The sequence below is a fragment of the Paenibacillus sp. FSL K6-4396 genome, assembly GCF_038002525.1.
Classification (GTDB): Bacteria; Bacillota; Bacilli; order Paenibacillales; family Paenibacillaceae; genus Paenibacillus; species Paenibacillus amylolyticus_B.
In genome coordinates, this window is record NZ_JBBOCR010000001.1 from 5416705 (window position 1) to 5432544 (window position 15840).

Consider the following 15840-nt stretch of genomic DNA (forward strand, 5'->3'; position numbering starts at 1 on the left):
CTTTACAGTCGGCTTGAGATCATTCGAGTATCGGGTTCAGTAGTTTAAAGTAGAGTTGCAAGAGTGACTCTAGCTTGCTCTTCCGCCATTTCATTGAACGGAATCCACATACAAAGTGCAGGCTGTCCTCCTGATGAACCACTTGTAACGTTAAGTCGTACAGTTCAGACACCGGCACTCCCGAAGCAACTGCACCAGCGTTATAGAACAAAGGTAATGTTCCTGTACCGGGCTCCTGCAAGAGTGTACTAACATGTTTGGTGTGGAAGGTCTCTCTGCCATCTTGACCCTTGGATTGATGGATAAGCTGGAATAATTCATTAAATTGTTCCAACGAGCCGAAGTCCAGATCAAATACTTGAATATAGTCGGCCTGCCCAATGGCTGCATGCACACTCATCCGATCACTGTTGGAGGTCTGTGCGAGAAGGTACGCAAAGCCGGCAAATAAAATATCATCCACCTCCACGTCCCACCTGCTAGCAGCATTCACCACACGATCATAGAGTTCTGCTGATAAGGCAAACTGCAACTCTTCTGTTTCGTTTGATGTTGAATCTCCTTCCACGAAATAATCCATGGACAAGGGGATGCGGGAGCGGGATACATGGATTACATCCATCTCTTCCAACTGATTCTCGATAAAAGCGGTAATATCCGAAATAGTTGGCAAATTAAACATGTCGGTTATTTTCACAATTCCTGGATATTGGTCATCAAGTCTGGCATGTGCTTTGATCATCAGTACAGAATCGCCGCCGATCTCAAAGAAATGCTGATTCACACCAATGTGAGCATTGCCAAGAACTTCGCTCCATATCTGTACCAATTGTTTTTCAATATCATTGGCAGGAGCCTTGTATTGGACCTGAGCTGTGTGTAGAGCTGTTGGTTCAGGTAATGCATTACGATTTATTTTTCCATTTGCTGTTAAAGGAATGGCTTCCAACCGGATAAAGAATGAAGGCACCATGTACTCCGGCAATCTGGATATCAGAAACTCTCGCAATTCAGCAATGGAAACTTCTTGATCAGAGACATAATAGGCACACAGATATTTTTTCTTTTGCTCGTTCTGCCTGTCCATTACATACACACGCTTCAAGGCGTGGTGCTGAATGAATATGGCTTCAATTTCACCAAGTTCCACGCGATGCCCCCTGATTTTGATCTGGTTGTCCTTTCTGCCCAAAAATTCAATGTATCCCTCTTTGCGCAAGACGCCATGGTCTCCCGTTCTATACAATCGACCAAGGAGCGGATGCTGAATGAATGCTTTCTCCGTTTTATCCAAGTCATTCACATATTGATTTGCAAGACCTACTCCGCCGATAAACATCTCACCTGGAACATCAACCGGACATGGACGCAGTTTATAATCGAGCACATGGAATGTTTGATTCGCCAACGGATACCCGTAAGGGATACTGTTCCACTCATCAGATATTGAATTAATAGGGTAATATATAGACCAAATACTAGCCTCTGTTGCACCACCGAGACTCACAATGCTTGCATCAGGACACAGATTTCTGACTTTGCCCGGTAACGATAGAGGTATCCAGTCACCGCTGAGCAGTATAAGACGAAGACTGTTTTGACGGTTACCCTCGTTTGTAATGTTTACTGCTCTTTCTATATCAGAACTTTGGATATTTAACTTAGCCAGCGGAGCGGTCTGTGCACCCAGGACTGCTACGGAACGTTCCGATAATAGGGATGGGTCAGCAGCCATTGGGTTTTCGCCATAGGATACCGATACGCTTGGACCTTGTCTGATATAATTGCTGCTGCTCCATTCTTCCGTAGAAGCCATTTCATCTTCTGGCTTCAATCCTGCTTCCACCGTGTGAAGCCAGATCTGATTTTCATTTAAATTGAATAACGGTTTTACTTTCTCAAAAGGCATATCTCCGATCGAACACATTCCAATGCCTAACATCTCTCCAACACTGTTTAGTGTGGATACCATAATTCCGGTATCAATAAGGGAGTATAAATAACCTTGCGCACCATATTTCGGCATGGTTGCTTCCGCGTTGTAAATGAAGAAAACAGTAAACGCTGAAGACTGATAAATGGACCTGTTCGTGTAATAGTGCATTTCGTCAGTGAATGACTCATTCCCATGAATAAGGCGTACCGTGTGATCCACTGGACTAAAGTAGTACAAGCCCGCCTCCATTCCCGCAACTCTTCCTTCCTTCACATACACAAACACATCTATCGGGTATAGTCCTCCCGCAGAAGGATAGTAATAACGAATTTCCTGTCCTTGATCATACTGACCCAGTACTCCCATCAGATCGGAGAACTGTTTCATAGTGACAGGCTGATCCTCCTTAAAGGAACGATGAGAACGTCGCTTGGAGATGAAATCAGGATATTCAACACCACGCTCCAGTGAGACCTCAAGTGTGGTGTTCTCACCGAAATTACGATGCAACTGTATTTTTTTGAATGCCTCGTATGCCTGTGCATCGTATGCCACCTTTTCGTCATACGGATTGCGGAATAACTGCGTCTGCTTCTTGAAAATTTCTGCTGGCTCCATAAGTCCGCTGACCAAAGCACGTTTGCGAATAAGCAGTTCCATGAGCGAATTCACTTCACTAGCAGGTACATTCGGGAAGAAAGAAGCAATCTCGGATTGCCGAATTCCCTTTTGTGCCAAGAAATACAGTTCAGGGAACATACCTGTTGCATATGCAGGGCATTTGAACTCATCCACGTAGATATGCTTTCCATCCATTCGCCACAGTGTGGAGAATGACCAATGGTATACCGATTCTACTGACTCTTTCTCCACAGCCAGTTGGGTTGACGCCTGAATCTCTTCATCACTTGCCCAACGGTAGCTTCGTCCAGCATCGGATTCCAGGCGATCCATGAACATATCCATAATTGCTGGAACCGAATTCCAGATTGTAACCTGATGGCGATCAACGGCCTCTTTCATCATTCGGATATCTCTTTGGTCGGATACAATTACGAGAGCTGCACCCGAGGAAAGTGCACCGAACACGTCATATACGGATAAATCGAAACACATGGAAGATACGCCAAGCATGCGATCCTTCTCATGAACACCGAACTTTCGGTTCATATCCTGAATCGTATTCGTTACAGCCCCATGAGTAATCGCAACACCCTTCGGTCTACCCGTACTTCCCGAGGTATAGATTACATATGCAATATCATCAGGTGTTCCAGATGGCTCACCTTCGAGTAGAGGATAACCTGAAGCCGAGACCTGATCATAGGCATCCACGTCCAATACAATTTGGCAATCACTATTCTTAAGCATGTAAGCTTGCCGATCTTCAGGATAATCCGGATCAAGTGGTACATATGCCGCACCAGTGCGAAGTATAGCCATTACATTTACAATGGTCTCCATACGGCGCCTTGCCACAACGCCAACTCGATCCCCTCGCCGGATCTCCTGTTCAAGTAAATATCCTGCCAGTTGACCAGATCTTCGGTCCAGCTCCGAATACGTCATCCGCTCATCCTCAAACAACAATGCGTCCTGATCTGGATAATGTTTAGCCATACGGTCAAACAAATGTTGCAATGTTGTTGGCAGGATATTTTCTTCTGATTGGTTATACCTTTCCAAAATGCTGCGATCGACTGAAGGAATGTCAGGCCCCGTAATCGTTTCTCCCGCAATTAGGCCATCCAGCAGCGCAATATATTGCGCAAACATCGTTTCGACCACATGTTGGTCAAACAAGTCATCCACGTAATCCCAGGTTAGCGTTAGTTGCCCTCCCGCATCCGAAGCCTGATGATCCAGATATACCTGCGATGTTTGGCTGACCCCAGTTCGAACCTTTCCAATCAGTCCCTGAGTTGCTTCAGATGTCTCACGTTCATTAAAGATCATACTTGTGAAGACAATTGGCATTACGGTCTTGTTCCCCATTTGATGGTGCTTGGAGAGATCACGTATGAATTCGATGCCTTCATAATGCCTGTGCTCCAGCGCCTCCAGTATACTGTCCTGAACATGACGCACATGACCCATAAAATCATTCCCCGAAGCCATATCCACATCAATTAAAATCATGGAAGTAAAGTCCCCAATGATATCCTGTATGCTTGGGTGGAATGGATAACGATTGAAGACTGTCAGGTTCAGTGCAATCTTCTGTTGATTGCTCCAGTACGATAAGATCTGGGCATAGGCTGCACAGAGAAGCGCTGAAGGTGTTAGCCCGTGTACATTAGCAACCTTTTTCAATATCTCCCAACGCTGTGGTTCAAACACTTCATTAAGTCGCTTGAATTTGGGCTCGCTGATCTGTGCAGGATCTGTCTTCAATGGGAGTGCAGGTGCTGCTGGGAACTCCTCTACTCGGGCAAGCCAGTATTGTTTATCAGCCAGGTACGTATTCGATTTACGGAATTCATTGTAAGCAAGAATATAATCGCGGAATGTAAATGGATTAGGCTCCGGATCAATCTCGGGATGATGATAGAATTTCAGTAGATCATTATTGAAGATCTGTGTGCTTGCCCCATCAGCAATGAGCAGATCATATCCAAACAACAGCAGATGTGTATCCTTAGATATTTTTTTCGCACGTATCTCAAATAATGGCCATTGCTCCAATTCAAAAATATGATGAGACATACGTTCTCTTTCGGCTATGATCACCCGTTCCATCTCGTCAGGACTCAAACCACTGATATCTTCAATATCCATTCGGTATACCGGTACATGTGGCAGGATTCGTTGCTCTCCGGTAGGCAGGATAATTGCCCGCAACATAGGATGATGTTCAATCAGCTTGATTAGTGCTTCATTGAAGCGCGTCATCTCCAGTTGAGTTTCGAATTCGAGGTACCCGTGTGTGGATGTGCCTCCCATTTCAAAAGCCTGACTTCTTCCTGCGACATAAGCCATCTGTACCTCGGTTAGCGGGAATGGTCGGCCTTCAGGATCAGGGCATGGATCATGCTGAGGATAATGAATTGTTCCCACTGACTCTTCATTTTCCACAGAGCTCTCAAGCAAAGACGCCAGTTCATAAATATCTCTCAGGGCCATAAATTCCTTGAAGCTGAGACGTTGATTGAATTCCTGCCCAATCCGATTCACCAGCTGCACCATTAGAATTGAATTGATCCCCATCTGGAAAAAGCTGTCGTGAGTTCCTATTCCATTCATACCAAATACCGATTCACAGAGTTCAATCAGCTTTTGCTCCGTTGGGCTTTCTGTTCCTGCAAGTGCACTGGACTGTTGTCCAAAGGTTGGTTCCGGTAACGCTTTCCGATCAATCTTTCCATTGGGTGTAAGTGGAAATTCAGACAACTGGATTAAATGCTGAGGAACCATGTAATCCGGAAGTGCTTTTGCCAAAAGACGCTTCATCTCCAGTTCGTCATAACTGCGCTCCGCTGAGTAATAGGCTACCAGTACCTTTGTTCCTTGCATGTCCACTTTATCTATAACGACAGCCTGCTTCACGCTAGGAACTGTAGATAATCGGCTTTCAATTTCTCCAAGTTCAACCCGATACCCCCTGATTTTCACTTGGGAATCCCGTCTGCCAAGGAATTCAATGTATCCTTCTCTTCGCAAGACTCCAAAATCACCTGTGCGGTATAAACGTCCCAATTCAGGATGATTAAAAAATGCATTGTCGGTCCTCACCCGATCATTAAAGTATCCTTCAGCCAATCCTGCTCCACCGATGCAGAGCTCACCAATGACATCGACTGGGCTCAGGCTACCCGTGTAATCAAGCGTATAGAATGTCTGATTCGCAAGTGGTCTTCCATAAGGAATGCTCTTCCAATCAGACTTGACAGTATCAATGGGATAATAGATAGACCAAATGGATGCCTCTGTCGCACCTCCCAAGCTGATAACCTGTGCCGAAGGAAAATGCCCATGTACTTGCTCTGGCAATTTCTTTGGTATCCAGTCCCCACTGAGCAGGATGAGTCTTAGTTGTTCATTGGTTTGATCGGTTACGTAATCTGCCATCAGTTGCATAATGGCTGGAACTGAATTCCAGATGGTTACTTTATGCTGTTGTATCGCGTCGTACATGTCATGAATATCACGTTGGTCAGCAATGATCACAAGTGCTGCACCCGTCGCAAGTGCACCGAAAATATCATAGACTGACAGATCAAAGCACATTGAAGAGATACCAAGCATCCGATCTTGATCCGTCACTTCAAACTTCATATTGATATCCCGAATGGTATTCATTGCCGGGCCATGGGCAGTAGCTACCCCTTTTGGAGTTCCCGTGCTGCCAGACGTATAAATAATGTAGGCAAGATCGTCAGGTGCTGCGTTATTTTCCAGTGGCTCCACTGGCAATTCAGCCAGTCCCTCAAACGTATAAAGTTCGGGTAATAACAGCATTTTGCAGTTACTATTTTGTAAAATGTATTGCTGACGATCTTCGGGATAATCGGGATCAACAGGCACGTATACCGCTCCTGCTTTGAGAATGCCGATGGTATTCACAATTGTCTCCATACCACGTTTGGCTAACAACCCCACCCGGTCTCCCCGTGTTATTCCTTGTTGCGTCAAGTAATGAGCGAGCTGATTGGAACGTTCATCCAGCTGTTGATAAGTCAATTGCTGATTACCGTAAATCAATGCTGTCTGATAAGGAGTCTTGGTCGCCTGCTCCATAAAAGACCCATGCAGTGTAGATATAGGAAATGATTGTGCTGTTGCATTAAATGCATTCCAGATGGCCTTATCCTGTTCAGGCAAACCTGGTAAAAACTCGATATTCTCTTGCTCACACAGATGAGTAATTATCGCTGTATAATCATCGAACATGGCGGAAAGTGTATCGTAATGAAAAAGATCCTGAATATAGTCCCAGTTAATGGTCAGTCTCCCGTCAGTCTCCATTACCTGATTATCAAGGTAGACTTGGGAGGTCTGACTGATACCCATTTTCAGATCTCCGATATGCTGCCAGCTTCCGATGGCATCCACAAATAATGTGCTGGTATATACAATCGGCATAATGGCTGAAGTACCCGCTTCTCGATGACGGGCCAGTTCTCGAATGAATTCCACGCCGTCATAATGTCGATGTTCCAACATATTGAGCATGCCACTCTGCACGTCTCTTGCTTGTTCCCAAAAAGGTTTGTTTTTTTGTTCGTTAATGTCGAGCAACATGATGGATGTAAAATCACCGATAATTTGATTGGTTTCTTCATGAAATGGAAAGCGGTTGAACGCCGCCAGATTGATGGCAAGTCGATCCTGATTGCTCCAACGGGCCAAAACTCGAGCAAAGGCAGTACATAGAAGCGCGGAAGGTGTTACATTTTTTTGCTGCGCCTTATGCTTTAGTTGCTCCCACAGATCTTGTTCCAATACCCAGCTTAGCCGTGAAAATTGCGGTTTCTTGATATGTCTGGGCTCCTGCTTCAGTGGAAGTGCTGGAGCGGAAGGGAATGTGTCCAACTGATCCATCCAGTACTTCTTGTCACGTGCGTACATTTCACCCTTTTTCAGTTCTCCGTATGCCATCATATAATCCTTGAACGAAAACTTGAGTGCAGGAAGTTCCTTTTCCGGCTCACGGCAATAATGCACCAGGTCCTCTCCAAGGATCTGGATACTCGCACTGTCACAGATCAGCAGATCATAACCAAATAATAGGTAATGCCGTGTATCATCTATTTTAAAAGCTTTGAATTCAAACAGCGGCCATTGGCTCGGCTCAAACACATGATGGGACATTCGTTCCCGTTCCACCTCAATGTGTTTCCACTTTTCCTGCTCATTCAGATGGCACACATCAACGATTTCCAGTTGATAGTCTGGTACCTGTGGCAATATTCGTTGTATGCCCTCCGGCAATATGACCGCTCGCAGCATTGGATGACGCTGAATCACTTTTTGCAATGCTGTCTGGAAATGCGTCATGTTCAATTTGGTTTCCAATTCCAGATAATAGTGAGTGGATGTCCCCCCCATCTCAAACCGCTCGTCTCGACCTAACAGATAAGCCATCTGTACTTCTGTCAAAGGGAAGTCCTCATACAGGGTCGCCGGTTCCGGCTCTTGCTGGGGATACTCGGATATCGCACCAGCTTCCTTGAGTGCACCAATCAGATGAACTGCAAGCTTCGCCAGATTCATACCTTCAAAGAACGTGTGGTAGTTTAGGTGAACATGGTATCGTACCCGTATTTCAGTAATAATGCGCATCATTGATATTGAATCAACGCCGAGTTCAAACAAGTTGTCGTATACATCTAACCCGGTAAACCCGAGAACATGTCCCACCAGTTGGGCAAGTTCCTTCTCCTTAGTTGTATATATACCGTTATCTCGTCCGTGCAGTTCAACCTTTTGTTCATACTCAGTTCTCGTCAGCTGGTTGTTATGATAATTCAAATGATTACGTTCCTGTTGAATTCGAGCTGTCATGGCTTCCGAAAATTGAATAACCCTTGACGACTCTATCAACGGTAGGAGTTCACTCGCATAATTGGGCTCACCGATCAACACTCGGCGTATACGACGGCTCAATACCATGTCAAAAGCACTGATCGCTTGATGAGTCGCTAACGTCTTGAATGCTGTATCCACATTCAGACCAAATCTGGCAGCCATCCCGGTTTCCTTCCAGGCCGGCCAGTTAATAGTTAGCGTTCGGCCCGTTCCATTTGCGCGGTAAGACGCAAAGCTATCCAGAAAACAGTTTGCAGCAACATAATCGCTCTGTCCCGGTTCTCCTAACATGGATATGCCAGAAGAAAACATAACGAAGAAATCGAGTGGTTCCTGCGCTGTTATTTGATTCAGAACCCAGGTTCCCTGAACCTTCGGTCTCAGAACCTCTTGGAATGCAGTCTCTTCCTTACGGATAATCAAGCCATCATTGGCAACACCAGCGCTATTAATTACCCCATGGATTTGTCCATATTTTGTTCTCAACCTCTGCACAACCTGAGTCATCTGCTCCAGATCGGAGATGTCTGCACTGATTAATTCAACACTTGATCCTCCGGCTTCAAGCTCCATAATGGTTTTCATTCGTTCAATCATTTCTATGGATATTATCTTTGGATCTTTTTCTTGAATAAGCTTGTCCCACACAGTGCGATCAGGCATCGCCGTACGACTGATTAGTGCCAGACGAATGCAGCGTTCATCAGCCAGATGCTTCGCGAATTGCAAACCAATTCCGCCTGTTCCACCAGCAATAAGATATAAACCGTTCTCACGAATAGTCACTTCCTCATGACTGGCTTCCAGAATATTGGCAATATCCAATTCTTCTACGTATGACTGATTATGTCGATACGCCACTTGGAAACGGTCATGGGAGCCATTCAATTCTGCATAGATCGTATCCGCATCGGTATCTGAATCCACATCAATGAATCGGCAGGATATCTCCGGATACTCCTGTTCAATGACTTTTGCGAATCCGTTAAGCGTTGCATTCTCCGGTCTTACCTGACCTTCATAACCCGTAACTGCATTCGCTAGAGAGGATATGAATTGAAGCTGCAGTCCCTCTGTCATATGATGATGTAGAAGGGCACGGGTCAAGTAGAATGCACTCTGAATTCCACGGTCCTGGCTTAACTTCAATTGTTCCTCGCTTTGTAAATAATCATCTGAATCATTCTCTGCCAGAGTAAACCCGTGAATGATACGGGTTAGCCCCTGACCCTTCATATCATCCAATAACTGAATGTAGTCACTTTCATCGCCACGAATCACATAGTGCGAATCATCATACTTCTCGTAACGATCCCCCCAGGCTACCTGAATGACTCGTGCTTCGGGCTCACGCTCCAATCGGACCGTCAAGGCAGCACTGATTTGATCGTTTCCGCGGAAGAGAAGTACGGCGCCTTTCATTTGTGAGACGACAGAATCTCGAGATACAGGCGTATATCGTTGCCATACAGCTTGATAAAACATGCCCTCTGCCTGTACCTTTTCTGATCTTCTGTTACGTTTTGGAATGTCGATCCAACATCTGTGCGTCTGAAATGCGTAGGATGGCAAACTGACCTTGAATACACTCTGATTCGCATAAAGCGCTTCCCAGTCAGCATCGCCCCCAGAGACATAGAATGAAGCAGCCTGATGTAACGCATTGATGTCTTGCTGCCCACTGTTCATGAATTTTCCAAGAGCTTGTCTCAGCGATACGCTCATCTCATGCCTGGATGAGAGCGACATTCTGAATTCCTGATCCGCTGCCTCCTCATCTTGAACCAGCTTGTGAAAGCCTGTATAGATGTGCGAACCATGTGAAGTACCAAAGAGCTGCTTTGAACGCTCCAGCTGGATAAGTTTCTGATGCAAATCGATGTTGCTGTCCATTATGATTGCTACCCGATATGGGAATTTCCCTCTTCCCGTGTTGGCGGTATAACATATATCTTGTAATGTTGGCAGTTCATCTTTTTCAAGAAAATAGATATACTTACTGATCATCTGACGCAGCGATTCCTCAGACTTGGCGGACAACGTCAGAATGGATGGATCTGTTACAGAAGTGTTCGCTTTATGCTCTGCATTTGCCCGATCCGGCGCTTCCTCAAGCACAAGATGGCAGTTGGTTCCCCCAATTCCAAAAGAACTGATACCACACCGTCTTGGGGTTGTTCCATCCGTGGTCCACTCTCGCAGTGTAGTATTCACGTAAACGGGTGATCCACTGAAGTCAATCGCTCTATTTGGCTTTTCAAAGTTCAAGGTTGGAGGGAGTTTTTTATTTTTCAGCGCCAGAATTGCTTTAATTAAGCCAGCAGTTCCAGCCGCTTCGTACAGATGACCGATATTGGTTTTAACCGAACCAATCGCACAAAATTGTTTCTTGGAAGTATATTTCTTAAACGCGTTCTGAATTCCCTTAATCTCAATGGGATCTCCCAATTCTGTCCCCGTACCATGCGGTTCAAAGTACGAGATCGTTTCGGGATCGATGTTACCGTCCTCCCACGCTTTTACAATCAACTCAGCCTGAGTGGACGGGTTCGGTACAGTCAATCCGCCAGAACTTCCATCCTGATTGACGGCCAAACCTTTAATTACCGCATAGATCTGATCACCATCACGCATTGCAGCGTCTAGTGGTTTCAGCAATAAAGCAGTGACTCCTTCGCCCATTCCCGCCCCATTTGCAGAATCATCAAATGTTTTGGTCCGATAGTCTGGAGATTCCATCCCGATTTTCTCATTCTGATTCTCGCGTGTCATGAGATGAAGTTTCACACCGCCCGCGATTGCCATATCACATTCCTTGTTCCGTATGGCCTGACATGCCATGGCGACAGCTACGAGCGAAGAGGAACACGCTGTATCAACAACAATACTCGGTCCCTTCAGATTCAGAAGATACGAGATTCGATTGGATAATATGGAAGCCAAATTTCCAACGATGGACAGTGCACTCGTCTGCATCGTTTCGGTAATATATCGCATATACATATCTTTGATATTGTTGGAAAAACCTACATAGACACCTGTATTGGTGCCCGATAATTTATCGTTACCGTATCCTGCATCTTCCATGGCATCCCATGCCGTCTCCATAAACAAACGCTGATTAACATCCGTTAAACTGGCTTCTTTGGGAGGTAAACGAAAGAATTCATGGTCGAATTGGTCAATATTGTCCAGGTACGCCGCTTCGTAATATTGAATATCTCCCTCAGGTATATCCATATAAGAGAGAATAGCGTCCATATCCGATTTTCGTGTCTTGGGAATGGGACGTATACAATCTACACCACTCTGGATATTATCCCAGTAGTCATCCAGTGTTTCCATATTGGGCAATTTGGCTGAAATACCGATGATGGCGATATCCTTGACGGGTTTCTTTTCCCCTTCTTTTAGCATTTTCACGATCTGAGCCGCCGTTGTTTTGTTCATCTTCTGGTCCTTGACACTCTCTACCAGGAGCTTCAGAATTTTCTCCACGCTTCACGTCCCCCTACATCTTTTGAAGGTTGATGATTGCTTCATCCAGATCTATTGCTCCACGTTCGATCTCATCGAACAGATTCTCAAGATCTGTATCCCGTTCCTCTTCGAAAGTTTCCTTATGAGGAGACTGGTGAGGCTTCTGCTTTTCTGTGGTGCTCATATAAGTAGTTAGTCTGGAGATACTTGGATATTCAAACAGATCGGTCAGTATGAGTTTTCCAGGGTAAGTTTTGTCCAATTTCAAGAAAATCTGCTTAATCATAATAGAGTCTGCACCGAGTTCGAAAAAGCTGTCATGTACATTCATCTCTTTAATGCCTAAATATGGTCCAACTATATTCGCAATAGTCCGGTCCATCTCCACGGAAGGTTCCAATTCAAGTTCATACTCTTCCGCTCGGATCTGAACAGTAGAAGCGGATTCCTTCTTCATTGATATTTGCTTTGCACTCTCCGGTTTTCTCATCAATTTTTGTAACCTTTGTCCGATGTTGGCATCAAGATGAAAGTGGTAGTTATTCAAAATGTTTAAATAGGGTGAATTCCAGTTCATTTCCCCCACCAGCAGACGGTCGGTCTGTTTTCCCATTATTTCGAACAATCGATCCAATGCCCACTCTTTGGGCATCGCTTTGAATAAGGTGTCAAAATCAAACCCGGCTCTGGAAGCCATGCCTACCTCTTTCCAGGTAGTCCAATTCAGCGTTATTGTACGCATCCCTTTGCGGTTCCGCATCGGGGCATAGGCATCCTGATATGCATTCGCGGCGGCATAAGCAGCCTGTCCAGTAGAACCAAATAACGTAGCGACGGACGAGAACATGACTAGAAAATCTGGCTGATCTTCGGCTGTTAACTGATCCAGCAGAGGAGTCCCCTTCACTTTCGGAGCCAGCATTGCTGTAAACTCTTCCTCAGTCATCTGGTCAGCTTGTTGTGTACTCCCAACGCCTGCTGCATGGATGATGCCACGTATACATCCAAATCGACTTCTTAATTGATCAATGGCATGACTTAACTGATCTGGATCGGCAACATCAGCTCCAAGATACATCATCTGTCCGGCCCGTTTCTCCATATCAAGCAACCGAAGAAGCTTACTTTTTAGATCTGGTGAAGTATTTTTTGCATTTAGAATGATGTCCCAATTGTGACGTTTGGGCAGTGGCGTTCTTGCAATTAAAGCCAGATTCATACGTCCTAATGACAGTAAGCGTTCAGCAATCTCCATCCCCAGACCACCAAGTCCACCTGTAATAATATATACGCCGTCTTCTTTCCAGTTCATCTCAGCATCAGGCATGGAACAGACATCAGCAGGTGCGAATTCAGCTTGATATGCTTGTCCTTTTCTAATCGCCAAAGACTTCTTCTCCAACGGCCCCAAAATGTAACGCATATACTGAGAGGTATCCCAATCTTGGTCAACATCTATACAGAAGCATTCGAGATTCTGAATCTCACGCTGTACCGTCTGTCCGAAAGCCAGCATCGCCGAATTCTCCGGATACAGAACTTTCTCATCACCGGTCACTTCATTAGCAAAGCTTGTCACCAAAATCATCTCAACCGGCTCTGCAATGACGTGTGAGCATGCCTTGGTAAGTCTCCATACAGACATAAGACCTTTGCCCAGCCTGTTTTCCTTAGTTTCTACATGGTCAAGTGATGCTATATGCACGATCCGATAGGGCCCTCCAAAGGACACTTCCTGCAAAAGTTTGATGTAATCACTCTCGTTATTTCGAATTACATATGTCTGTGCATCCTGTTGAAGGTAAGATGTTCCCAATATCACTTCGATAACTGCTACTCCAGCTTCACGAATTTGGTTCACCAACTGGGTTGCATGTAGCTGCGTATCATCTCGTATTAATAAAACACGTTCAACATTATGGATGCTGGATGAGTTAGTCTTTCCGATCTCGCTCCAAGGCTTCCATGACAATGAATAATACATCGCTTCTTCCTCAGTCTGTACCGAATTATCGGTATTAGTATCGATCCAGCACTTACTCTCCTCAAATGAATATGTGGGCAAGCTCAACTTGTTATAGGTCACATCTGGATAGATTCTTGACCAATTGATTTGAGCTCCACCTTGATAATGTGTGCACAACTCCTCTAGCACGGTTGCTCTATCGTATCCTTCGATATGCCACTTCGTGATAAGTTCTTCCGAAGTGAATATCTGATTACTTTTCCTGAATGTATCTTGTTCATATTTACCGGTCTTGGGTTCTGCAAGAAAGGCGTTTAAATGCTGCAGCAATTGATCCAACGAACTGACCACCCACACCGCTCGGTGTGCATGATGCTGTCTTCCAGTAGCTGCTGTGCAGCATACATCCCTCACATCGGCCTTCGGGTTCTCATTGATCCACTTCACATATGATTGCACCTGACGGGAGAGATTTCCGGATGATACACTTGAGATCAAAAAGGGATAATGGTCATCGCGCACCAATTCCACTGATATGTTCGGAGCTTCTTCCAGTACGACATGGCAATTGGTGCCGCTTAACCCAAATGAACTGACTCCACATCTTCGAGGAGTGGCCGCTCCTTCCCACTCTCTTGAAATGACATTGACATAGACTGGTGATTTATCAAATTCAAATTTTGGGTTTGGCTTATTAAAATGAAGTGTAGAGGGAATACGCTTGGATCTGAGTGCCATAATCGCCTTCAACAGACCCGCTAACCCTGCACTGTCGTACAAATGGCCCACATTGGACTTAACCGATCCTATCGCACAGAATTGTTTTTTGTCCGTAAATCTGCGAAAAGCCGATTGGATTCCTTCCAGTTCAATCGGGTCCCCAATGAGCGTACCTGTTCCATGTGCTTCCAAATAGGAAAGACTCTCTGGATGAATTCCAGCATCACGCCAAGCATGCGTCAGTACTTTTTCATGAGCTACCGCATTGGGCGTTGTGATCCCTGCCGAATACCCATTCTGATTCACGGCTGTGCCTTTTATGACTGCATACACATGATCATGATCCCGCAATGCCTGTTCCACAGGTTTTAGTACAACACTTACTACACCCTCACCCATTCCCGATCCATCCGCATCTTCATCAAAGGTTCTTGTTGTCCCATCACTGGATTCAATACCGATTTTGTAATACTCTTTATCCAGTGGAATCATATTCAGCCTGATCCCTCCAGCGATAGCCATATCACAACTTCCTTCACGTAACGCACGTACTGCCATATCCAGAGCAACCAGCGAAGAGGAACATGCTGTGTCTACAACCATAGCCGGCCCCGTCAGATTAAGTAGATACGCAATTCTTGCAGGAATGATGGACGAAAGATTACCTACGGTGGCGATTGGTAACATGTCCGGACTTAATTCCTCGACCATCTGTTTGTACTTGTAACCTTCTTGATCTCCGATTACACCCACGTACACCCCTGTTGAACTTCCAGCCAAACGGTCACCACCATAACCTGCATCCTCAACCGCACGCCATACCGTTTGCAAAAACAATCGTTGGACCGGACTCATCAGCTTGGCTTCCTGTGCACTCATACGGAAGAAGGAATAATCAAATTCATCGATTTCGTCCAGATAAGCTCCGTTCAAATAACGTACATGCTCCAATGAACCTTGCTTGTGAAGCAAGTATTGATCCAACTGGCCCTTTCGATGCTTGGGCAATTCACGTATACAATCAATTCCATAATCAAGCATCTTCCAAAATTCATCCAGCGACTCTCCGGTCGGCAACTTCGCACCGATACCTATAACAGCTATATCATGTCTATTATCCGTTGTTATATCCAGTTCAATAGCAGTGTCCTGGTCATCTTCTTCCCATTGCTCTCTGTCGAACAACTGATCAAGCATGGCCGTCCCCCTA

2 protein-coding genes are annotated in these 15840 nt (G+C 45.3%); both read right to left on the reverse strand.

Annotated features, from left to right (window positions below):
- Positions 1-19 precede the first annotated feature (19 nt).
- Positions 20-11962 carry a non-ribosomal peptide synthetase gene (locus MHB85_RS23730; RefSeq protein ID WP_149846771.1) on the reverse strand — a complete coding sequence of 3981 codons (11943 nt, stop codon included), beginning with the start codon at positions 11960-11962 and terminating at the stop codon, positions 20-22.
- A gap of 13 nt (positions 11963-11975) precedes the next feature.
- Entirely contained in the window at positions 11976-15827 is a 3852-nt protein-coding gene (locus MHB85_RS23735) for an SDR family NAD(P)-dependent oxidoreductase (protein WP_181155578.1), read from the reverse strand.
- Positions 15828-15840: the final 13 nt, after the last annotated feature.

Excerpts from the sequence above, each read along its gene's own strand:
- MHB85_RS23735 (WP_181155578.1), bottom strand. The coding sequence starts at position 15,827 with ATGCTTGATCAGTTGTTCGACAGAGAGCAATGGGAAGAAGATGACCAG.